Below are 10322 nucleotides of genomic sequence, written 5' to 3'. Positions count from 1 at the left end.
TGACTCTGCGCTCGCTGTGCAGACCCGTTGTGGTTGCCCGGTGGCCGGGGAGGGCGCGGCGCGCCCTCCCCGGCCACCGTCGCGTCCGGAGCACGTACGGAAAGGCAGCCCAGTGACCCAGCAGCGAACCGGCGGCGTGTCGGAGCTCTCCTACGCGCAGGAGCACGAGTACGGGCGGCTGCGGGAGACCCAGCAGCCCACGAAGGTCGTTCAGCTCGCCGAGCGGATCGAGGGCCCGCTGGACGTGCCGGCCCTGCATCGCGCCCTCTCGGCCCTGGTGACCATGCACGAGGCGCTGCGGCTGCGCGTGGGCACGGCGTCCGACGGCCGGCCCGTGCAGTGGCTCGCCGACGCGCCCCCGCCCGAGGGCCTGCTCGACGCCCGCCGGATCAAGGCCCGCTCACCGGAGCAGTTCGGGACGTACCTGGCCGGGGCCCGCGCCCAGGCGCTCGCGGAGCCCTTCGACCTGAGCAGCCGGCCTCCCTTCCGCTTCCGCCTCTTCCGCTACTCCGAGCAGCTGCACGCGCTCATCGTCGATCTGCCGACGCTGACCGCCGATCTCGCCAGCCGCTCCCTCGTCCGCGGCCGGCTGTGGGAGGCCTACGGCGCCGCGCTGGCGGACCAGGAGTACGCGAGCGACGGTGAGGGGGACGGGCTGCTCGCCGCGATCAGCCGGGCCCGCGAGCAGCACGACCGGCGTTCCGCCACGGTCGAGCACCGCTACTGGTCCCGCAAATTCGAGGCCATGGCCGCGCTGTTGGACGAGCCGGAGAACGCCGGGAGCGGAGCCGACGCCCCCTCCGATGCCCCGGCACCTGCCGCGATCACGCGTTTCTCGTTCATTCCGGGCCCGGCCGTCGCCTCTCTGCGGCTCAGCTGCCGGGAGGCGAAAGTGACGCTCTTCCAGTTCGCGCTCGCCCATTTCGCCCGCATCTATTTCCTGCACACGACGCGGCCCGGTCTCGCGATGACGCTTCCGCTGGACACGCGGAGCACCGGCGAACGGACCGTGGTGGGCAAATTCTCCCGGGGCCTGCCGATTCTCGTCGAACGCTCCACTGATCTCACGACGCTCCTGCGCCGGATCGGCTCCGAACTGATGCAGACGATGCGTCATCAGCACATCGCGTATACCGACCTGTGCCGGGCGCGGAGAGCGCCGGGCCGGGCGGACGGCGACGGGCTGCGCGGCGCCATCGTCCGCTACACCCTGCACGCGGAGCGTTTCGTGGAGGCCGGTCCCGGCGGGCTGCGTCTCACGCACAACGCGTTCGCCCCGCAGGTCAACTACACCTGCGACGGCATCAGTTTCATCGTCAACGAATACCAGCAGAGTGTGACGTTTGTCCTCTGTTTCGACCCCCGTGAGTTCTCGGTGGCGCAGGCGGACCGCTTCACGGCGGACCTGAACACGGCGCTCGGCGCCGTCGCCCGCTCCGCGTCGCCGTGGGCCGTCTTCCCGGGAGACCCCTCGTGACCATGTTCCCCTCCTCCCCTTCTCGCTCGGCGTCGCCCCACGGCGGCGACGCCCCCGCGGCGCTCACTGAACCACCGGACCCGGCACCACCCCGTCCCGGCCCGCTGCGCTACCGCCGGCAGGCGGTCAAGGCACGCGGCGGCTCCCGGGAGTTGGGCCCGGCCCTGGAGACCGGCCGGCTGCTGAGCCGACCGCTCCTGCTGCGTCGGCTGACCGAGAGGTGGCTGCCCTCGCGCGACCGGCGGCGCGTGCCGGTGCGGCTCCAGGCGCAGACCAGCGACTGCGGCGCCGCCAGCCTCTCCATGGTGCTGGCCCTGCACGGCGTCGACGTACCGGTGCGGGAGCTGCGAGAGGCCACCGCCACCGGCAGGGACGGTGTCTCCGCCCGCCGGCTCCTGGACGTCGCCCGCGGGTACGGGTTCGAGGGGCGGGGCGTGCGGGTGCCGTTGCCGCGGCTGCACGATCTGCCCACCGGCGCCGTCCTGTTCTGGAACTTCGACCACTTCGTGGTCCTGGAGCGGGTCAGCGGGCGGTGGGTCTACCTCGTCGACCCGCAGCACGGCCGCAGACGGCTGCCGCTCGAACAGGTCGGAGACTCGTTCACCGGGGTGGCACTGGTCCTGACCCCGCCGCTCGAGGACCCCTCCGCGGGGCGCGGACCCAAGCGCCCGGCGGGAACCGACCGGCCCTGGCGGTATCTGCGGCTGTTCCTCCCCAGGACACGTCGCTGGACGCCCTTCGTCGTCTGCTCGCTGCTGCTGCTCGGCTTCAACCTCGCGACCCCGCTGGCCACGAACTACGTGGTGGAGAGCGTGGCGCCGGGGCACGCCCTCGGCCACCTGGAGTTCCTCGCCGTCGGGCTCGGCTGCCTCGTCGGCCTCGACTTCGTCCTGCAGTTCGTCCGCTCCGCCGCGTTCCTGACCATCCAGACGCTGGTCGACGAGACGGTGACCCTCGGCATCGTGCACCGGCTGTTCGCGCTGCCGTACGGGTTCTTCACCAGCCGCAGTCCGGGCGATCTGCAACAGCGGGTACGGACCAGCTCGACCGTGCGGCAGACGCTCTCCGCCACCGCCTTCGCCAGCGTCTTCGACGGGCTGCTGATCCTCGTCTACATGGCCCTGCTGCTGATCGCCGATCCGCTGCTCGCCGCCTTCGTCATCGTGCTGGCGCTCCTCCAGGTCGCGCTGGTGGCCCTGTTCTGGCGGCGCCAGGGGTATGCGGGCGCCGACGCCCTGGAGGCGCAGGCGCGGGCGGACGGGGAACTGACCGAACTCCTGGAAGGCATGGGCACCCTGAAGTCGGCCGGTCTGGAAGCGGTGGCCGGGCGACGGTTCAGCCAGACCCTCGCCGAGGAGCTGAACACCCGGCTGCGCAGTCGGCGCCTGGCGGCCCTGGCGTCGAGTCTGAGTATCGCCTTGCAGGTCGGTGCTCCGCTGCTCATCCTGGTCGCCGGCTCGGTCCGCATCGCGCAGGGCGGGATCTCCGAGGGCAGGGTGCTGGGCTTCAGCGTGCTGGCCATGGGGCTGCTGGTGCCGCTCGCCAACCTGGCCCAGGTCGGCCTGCAGACGTCGGCGCTCGGCGCCTCCCTCTCCCGGCTGAGCGACATCCTGGAGTCCCCGGCGGAGCGGCCGCCCGGTACGGCGGGGCCCCGCGTCGCGGGCGAACTCGCCGTGGAGAACGTCTCGTTCGCCTACCAGGGCGGGCCCCCGGTGCTCACCGACGTCTCGTTCGACGTGCCGCGCGGCAGCTTCACCACGCTCATCGGGGCGTCGGGCTCGGGCAAGTCGACCTGCGGGCTGCTGCTGGCCGGTCTGTACGGCCCGACCGCGGGGCGCGTGCTCGCCGGAGGTCAGGACCTCGCCTCGGTCGACACCGCCGACTACCGTCGCGCCATCGCCTTCGTCGCCCAGGACGCACGGCTGTTCGGCGCCAGCATCCGCGACAACATCGCCTGGGGCGGCACCGACGTGTCGGACGCGGACGTGCAGGAGGCGGCCCGGGTGGCGGGCATCCATGAGGACGTGGCGGCCATGCCCATGGGTTACCAGACCCTGCTCGCCCCGGGGGGCGGCGGGCTCTCCGGCGGCCAGCGGCAGCGGGTGGTGCTGGCGCGTGCGCTGGTGCGCAAGCCACGGCTGCTCATTCTCGACGAAGCGACCAGCGCGCTCGATCCGGTGGTGGAGCGGGAGGTGTTCCGGCGGCTGACCGCGCTGGGCTGCACCCTGGTGGTGATCGCCCACCGGCTGACCGCGGTGGAGGACGCCGACCAGGTGGTGGTGCTGGAGAGGGGCCGGGTCGTGCAGCGCGGCCGGCACCGCGATCTCATGGCCGCCGACGGCCCGTACCGGGAGCTGGCCTCGTGAGGGCCGCGCACGGGAGATCCACGGCGACACACACCGACGACCGGCTCGCGTGCGCGGGCACCGCCACCGCGGCGAGCGGCGGCGTCGAGCCGCCCGTACCTGACGTGGTGGCGCTGCTCGACGCGGCGGCCGGGCGCTTCGGGGAGCGGCCCGGTGTCACCGATGACGCGGGCAGCTGGACCTGGCGCGAGCTCCAGGCCGCGAGCCGTCGCGTCGCCGGTGCCCTGCTGGCCCGGGGAGTCGCTCCGGGCGACCGGGTGCTGGTCGTGCTGGCGCCCGGCCGTCCGTTCACGGCGGTGCTCTTCGGCGCGCTGCGCGTCGGCGCCGTCGTCGTACCGGCGGGCGGCTCCGCCTCGCCGTTCGAACTGGGCTGGGTGCTGACCGACGCCGCGCCCCGGGTGCTCGTGTCGGACCGCGCCGAACTCACCGCCCTCGCCGAGCGCGTGGGAGCGAGGCCGGTCACCCCGGCGGAGCTGCTGGACGGACCGGTGGCCGAGCCGGTGGCCGTCCCTGCCGACGGCACGGCCCTGCTGCTGTACACCTCCGGTTCCACCGGGCGCCCTAAGGGCATCGTCTGCCCGCACCGGGCGGTCGCCTTCGCCGCCCGCGCGATCTTCGGGCGGCTGGCCTACCGCCCGGACGACGTGGTGTTCACCCGGCTCCCGCTCTCCTTCGACTACGGGCTCTACCAGATCTTCCTCTGTGCCCTGGCGGGGGCCGAACTGGTGCTGCCGGACGGCACGGCCTCGTCCCGCGAACTGGTGGCGCTGCGCGCGGCCGGGGCCACCGTCGTGCCGGTCGTCCCCACGTACGCGGCCATGCTGGCGCGGCTCGCGGCCCGCGACCGGCGTCCGCTGCCGGTCCGGCTGTTCACCAACACCGGTGCCGCGCTGACCGGTCAGGACGTCCACCGGCTGCGCGGCGCCTTCCCCGGCGCGGCGGTGGTCTGCATGTACGGCATGAGCGAGTGCAAGCGGATCACCGTCGCCGACCCCGACGAGGACCTGGCCCACCCGGCGACCGTGGGCCGGGCCCTGCCCGGCACCCGCCTGTGGGTGGTGGACCCCGCCGGGAGGCCCCTGCCGCCCGGCGAGAGCGGGGAGATCGTGGCGGCGGGCCCCCACGTGATGGCCGGCTACTGGAGGGCCGAGGAGCAGAACGCCGTGCGATTCCGCCCGGCGCCGGACGGCGCGGGTCCGGCGGTGTTCACCGGCGATCACGGCCGGCTCGACGCCGACGGACGGCTGTACTTCGCGGGTCGCGCCGACGACCTGTTCAAGCGGCGCGGCTGGCGCATGGGCACTCAGGAACTGGAGCTGGCAATGCTCGACATACCCGGAGTGCGGGCCGCGGCGGCGGTCCCGCCCGCCGCGGACGGCACCCTGACCGTGTGGGCGGTCACCGACCTCGCGCCGGAGGGGGTATTGCGCGGTCTCTGCGAGCGCCTCGGCGCCGCCCGCACCCCCGACCGGTGCGTCGTCGTCGCCGACCTGCCGCGCACCGCGCACGGCAAGGTCGACCGGGCCGCACTGCCCGCGCCGGAAGGGGCCGCGCGGTGAGCCCGGTCACGGCCGCCCTGGCCGACGGCGTGCCGGGGCCCCTGGACCACGCCGGGCTGCACGCCCTCGCGGAGCGGTTCGGCACCCCCGCGTACGTCTACGATCTGGCCGCCCTGCGCGAGGCCGCCGACGCTCTGCGCGCCGATCTGCCCGCCGGGGCCGCGCTGCTGTACTCGGTGAAGGCCAATCCGCACCCGCTGGTCGTCCGGGAGCTCGCCGGGTGCGGTCTGCGCAGCGAGATCAGCTCGCTGGGCGAGCTGGCGGCGGTGCGCAGTGCCGGCGCCCGGTGTGCGGACGCCCTGTACACGGGACCGGGCAAGACCCCCGGTGAGCTGCGCGGCGCGCTCGACGCGGGCGTGCGGCAGTTCTCCGTCGAGTCGCTCGCCGACCGCGACCGGCTTGCCCGGGCCTGCCGGGACACCGGCACGCGGGCGGAGTACCTGGTGCGGCTCAACGGGCCGCGCGGCAGCAGTGGCGGTTCGCTGCGGATGACCGGACGCCCGACGGCCTTCGGCACCGACTGGCAGGCGCGGGAGGAGCTGGCGGCGCTGTTCACCCCGGCCGGGCCCGCCCGGCCGGTCGGCACCCACACCTTCTCGGCCACCAACGTCGAGGACCCGCGGGCGCTGGCCGTCGAGCTCCGGCAGGCGCTGGCCACCTCGGTCGAGGTCGCCCGGAGCGCCGGTTTCGTACCGGAACTCCTCGACCTCGGCGGGGGCTTCCCCGCTCCGATGGCGCGGCCGGGCCCGCTTCCGCGGTTTCCCGCGCTGGCGGGAACCCTCGCGGCCGCTCTCGACGCGCACTTCCCCGGTCGCGGCCAGGACGGCGGACCGGGTGTCGCCTTCGAGACGGGCCGTCATCTGACCGCCGCCGCGGGCACGTTGCTCACCACGGTCGTCGACGTCAAGCGCTCCGGTGACCGGACCTTCGTGGTTCTGGACGCGGGCGTCAACGTCCTGGGCGGGATGTCCGGCCTGGGCCGTCTCATGGCTCCCCGGACGGTCCCGGTGCCCGTCCTGCCCGCTGAAGGGGCCCGGCCGCCGATCGCGCCCGCCCCCTCCCGCGCGGAGCGGGTGAGCCTCGTCGGGCCGCTCTGCACCCCTCTGGACGTACTCAATCCGGCCGCCGACCTGGCCGATCCCCGGCCCGGCCAGGTGCTGGCCGTGCCCAACACCGGCGCCTACGGACTGACCGCGAGCCTGCTGGGCTTCCTCAGCCGTCCGGCGCCCGTCGAGATCACGGTGGACGGACGCACGGTGGTGTCGGCCCGACAACTGACGCTGCGGACAACGGGAGTTGACATCCATGCCTGAGACCGGTCTGCGCGGGGCGCAGCGTCCCGCGGTACCTCGTGAGCGCATCGAGGGGCCCGATACGCTCGCCCGGCTCGTCGCGGTCCTTGCCGAGCACGCCGACGCGGCCGACCGCGAGGCCGCGTTCCCCGAGGAGAGCGTGGACGCGTTGCGGCGCGCGGGGTATCTCGGCTTTCTGGTCCCCACCGAGCACGGGGGAATGGGCGGGGACCTGGCGGGGCTGGTGGCGACCGCCCAGGCCCTCGCGGGGGGCTGCCTGTCGACCGCCATGATCTGGGTGATGCACTGCCAGCAGGTCGATGCCCTCGTCCGGCACGCCGGCTCCGGGCTGCTCGACCGGCTCCTGCCCGCCGTCGCCCGCGGCGAGCTGTACCTGGCCTCCGTCACTACCGGGCCGGTGACCGGCGGGCACTTGCTGACCGCCGCCGAACCACTGCGCCGCACAACCGACGACGCGTCGCAGGACGGCGGTCTGTGGCTGGAGCGGACCGCCCCCGTCGTCACCGGGGGCGGTCACGCCGACGGCTTCCTCGTCACCATGCGCGCGGCGCAGGACGCGGGCCGGCACTCCGTGTCCCTCGTCTACGCCGACCGGTCGGCCCTGACCGTCGAGTCCACCGGCAAGTGGAAGACCCTGGGCATGCGCGGTACCGACAGCGGGCCGCTGCGGCTGCGGGGCGAAGTCCCGGCCGATCAGGTCGTCGGTGCTCCGGGCGGGTTCCGCCGGGTGGCGACCGACAGCATGATCCCGCTCGCCCATCTCGGCTGGAGCGCGTGCTGGCTCGGCGCGGCGCGTGGTGCGCTGCGCGGACTGCTGGGGTGGTTGCGCGGCAGCTCCGCGCACGACACGACGTCCCCGCTGGTCCGCGAGCGCCTCGCGCGCGTACGGCTCGAACTGGAGCTGGTCAGCGCCTATCTGGAACGGATGCGGGAACGGGTCGACGAGGTGCGTGCCGTCGGTGGCAGCCTCGACGCCCCCGCTCTGCAGATTCAGCTCAACACCCTCAAACTCGCCGCTTCCGAGCTGTCGTTCAGCGCGGTGGACCGCATGGTCCAGCTGGCCGGACTCTCGGCCGGCTACGGCGCCGAGAGTCCGCTGCGCCTGGAGCGTGTCTTCCGGGACCTGCGGTCGGCCGCCCTCAACTACGCCAACGACCGGCTGCTGACGGCCAACGGCTCCCTCGCGCTGCTCGACCGGAAGGTGGGTCTGCTGTGAACGCGCCGTACCCGGCATCAGAGCGCCGCCCGTGGCCACCCGTCCCTGCCGAGGTCGCCGCCCCGCCGGTCACCGTGTCGTGGTTCGACCTGCGCCTGGAGGTGGTCACCGCCCTCGACGGCGTCCGCGCCGAGATCGCGGCGCAGCACGAAGTACTGGACGCCGCCCCCAGGTCTCGTACGGACCACCGCGTGACGCTGGTCATCGACCCCGGGCTCGTCGAGCGCGTCCGCTCGGCCGGCGCCGGACGGCCCTCCACGTCGGTGGAGTCGTTCGCCGGATGGTGGTACGAGACCTGGCCGGGCGAGGGAGCGGGCCGGGTGCTGGCCTCCGGCGAGGGCCAGGAGTGGGATCACGTCCTGCTCACCGAGGACTTCGTCTCCTGGACGGTGGTCGGCGCGGCGGTGGACGGAGCCGCTGTCGCCGTGGGCCGGCTGCTGCGTGAGCTGATCCGTGAGGATCTGGTACGGCGGGGGGCGCTGATGTTCCACGCCGGGGCCGCGGTGCTGCCCGACGGCCGGGCCGTGATGCTGCCCGGTGACGCCGGGGCGGGCAAGACCTCGTCGGCCGTCCGGGTGGCCGAGGCGGGCGGCCGTGTCGTCGCCACCGACCGGCTGCTCCTGCTGCCGCCGGGCGGCGCGCGCGGTCCGCACGGCTGGTGGATGGTCGGCCTGCCTTCCACCACCCGCCTCGGTGCCGGTGCGGTGGCGGCGTTGGGGCTGGCTTCCCAGCTCATGGGTGAGGCCTCGGTGGGCCGTTCCAGGCCGGACTGGCTGGCGGAGCTCGCTCGCTCCGGGGTGCTGAGCGAGAGCTCCCGGAGCGCCGGGAAGCTGTCGCTCGCCAACAAGGAGGTGCGCACCCTGGTGGGCGGGGGCTGCCTGAGCGCCGCTCCCCTCGACGGGATCGTCGAACTGCGGGCGCAGGACGTCGTCCGACCGGAGCCGACCCGTCCTGCCAACCCGCTCGGCGCGCTCGAGACCCATCTGCTCGTGCCCGACCCCGCATACCGGACGCACTGGCTCGCCGCCCGGCCCTTCCGGGAGGATCCGTCGGCCGCGCGCCGGGCACTGGCGCGGCTCGTCGCGGAGGTGCCCGTGCGGCAACTGAGGTGGAGCCCCGCACGGCACTGTGACGACGCGACGGCCTCGCTGCTCGGTGCGGCCTTGGAGAGCGCCTGCCGGGACGATGCCTGTGCCTGCGGTGATCCCGCGCCGCCGTCCGCCGTCGCGGCCGACGGCTTTCGTCAGAGCGTCCATCAGGGGCCCGCGGAGCATGCGCCGGCCACCCCGTCCTCATGGAGGAACGAGTGAGCACCTCATCGACACACGCGCCGGTCCCCGCGGCCGGCGGGACACAGCGACCGTTCGCGCTGGAGGGCGATGAGCGGACCGTCCTGCTGGCGGTGGCCGAGCGTCAGGGGCTCGACCAGGTGCCGGACGACGTCGGGGAGTTGCTGCGCCGGCCGGACTTCGACCACGGGCGGTTGATCGAGCACGCTCTGCGGCACAAGCTCGGCGCCGCGCTCTCCGACTATGTGCACCGGCACGGGCTGCGCCGCTCGTTCCCCGTCCCCCTGCGGGTGCCGCTGTTGTCGTTCCATCAGATCGCCCGCCACCGGGCGGCCGTACTGACGGCGGAGGCCGCCCGGGTGTCGCGGGCCGTCGCCGCGGCCGGGATCGCCGCCGCCTGGACGAAGGGGGTCGTCGCGCAGGACCGGCTCTACGACGGACGCGCGGTGCGTCAGTTCAACGACATCGACCTGATGATCCGGCCCGGGGACCGGGATCGGCTGAGAGCCGCGCTGGTCGATGCCGGGTATGTAGCGGAGCAGGTCTGGGACTCGGTCTCGGGGCGCCTGTTGCCCCGGTCCCGTGCCGAGTTGCGTATCTACCAGTTGTCACCGGACCACTTGCCGCACTTCCACCGGCTCGGCCCGGACCCGGTGGTGCCGGTCGTCGTCCTGGACGTCGCCAACAGTCTGACCTGGCACGGTGCGACGTGGCAGGTGCCGATGGACGAGGTCCTGGCCGGACGGCGGAGCCTGCCGGCGGGCGGGGCGTCGTTGCCCGCGCTGTCCGGCGCGCATTCCTTCCTGTTCGTGTGCCTGCACCTGTTCCGTGAGGGGTGGGTCGACCGGTTCGCCCGGCTGAAGGGCGCCAATCTCTCCCAGGTGGCGGAGGTGCTGCGGGAGTGGCGCCGGCTCGGTGCCGGTGAGCGCGCGGCGGTCCGCGACGCTATCGCCGCCCACGGCCTCGCCCGGCCGGTGGCGTGGGCCTGCGGGCACACCGACCGGGTCTTCGGGACCTCGCTCGCCGAGGACGTGGGGGTGGGCGAGGAGGCCACCGCGGAGTGGCTGGGCGAGGGCCGGGACGGCTTTCCGGGCTGACGTGT

At 74.2% G+C, this 10322-nt stretch carries 7 protein-coding genes; all 7 read left to right on the top strand.

All coding sequences use genetic code 11. From position 1 onward, the window contains the following. Positions 1-112 precede the first annotated feature (112 nt). The 7 genes from ABZY33_RS27365 to ABZY33_RS27335 are packed head-to-tail and all read left to right on the top strand — an operon-like array spanning position 113 to position 10317. Positions 113-1477 (top strand): condensation domain-containing protein, encoded by a 1365-nt coding sequence (locus ABZY33_RS27365; RefSeq protein ID WP_356494342.1) that lies wholly within the window; start codon positions 113-115, stop codon positions 1475-1477. 2 nt (positions 1478-1479) lie between these two features. Beyond that, positions 1480-3843 carry a peptidase domain-containing ABC transporter gene (locus ABZY33_RS27360; RefSeq protein ID WP_356494346.1) on the top strand — a complete coding sequence of 788 codons (2364 nt, stop codon included), beginning with the start codon at positions 1480-1482 and terminating at the stop codon, positions 3841-3843. Next, a complete protein-coding gene (locus ABZY33_RS27355) occupies positions 3840-5402 on the top strand; it encodes an AMP-binding protein (RefSeq protein ID WP_356494341.1) in 1563 nt (520 codons plus the stop codon). Before ABZY33_RS27360 ends, ABZY33_RS27355 begins: the two co-directional genes overlap by 4 nt. Then, the gene (locus ABZY33_RS27350; RefSeq protein ID WP_356494340.1) at positions 5399-6715 is read left to right on the top strand and encodes a type III PLP-dependent enzyme; all 1317 of its coding nucleotides are present in this window, start codon (positions 5399-5401) and stop codon (positions 6713-6715) included. The genes ABZY33_RS27355 and ABZY33_RS27350 overlap by 4 nt, the downstream gene beginning before the upstream one ends. Further along, the gene (locus ABZY33_RS27345; RefSeq protein WP_356494339.1) at positions 6708-7931 is read left to right on the top strand and encodes an acyl-CoA dehydrogenase family protein; all 1224 of its coding nucleotides are present in this window, start codon (positions 6708-6710) and stop codon (positions 7929-7931) included. Before ABZY33_RS27350 ends, ABZY33_RS27345 begins: the two co-directional genes overlap by 8 nt. After that, the gene (locus tag ABZY33_RS27340) at positions 7928-9241 is read left to right on the top strand and encodes a hypothetical protein (RefSeq protein WP_356494338.1); all 1314 of its coding nucleotides are present in this window, start codon (positions 7928-7930) and stop codon (positions 9239-9241) included. The genes ABZY33_RS27345 and ABZY33_RS27340 overlap by 4 nt, the downstream gene beginning before the upstream one ends. Next, entirely contained in the window at positions 9238-10317 is a 1080-nt protein-coding gene (locus tag ABZY33_RS27335) for a nucleotidyltransferase family protein (protein ID WP_356494337.1), read from the top strand. Before ABZY33_RS27340 ends, ABZY33_RS27335 begins: the two co-directional genes overlap by 4 nt. Positions 10318-10322: the final 5 nt, after the last annotated feature.

The organism is Streptomyces sp. NPDC006552 (genome assembly GCF_040611655.1).
Classification (GTDB): domain Bacteria; phylum Actinomycetota; class Actinomycetes; order Streptomycetales; family Streptomycetaceae; genus Streptomyces.
This window is presented reverse-complemented; position numbering and strand designations above follow the sequence as displayed.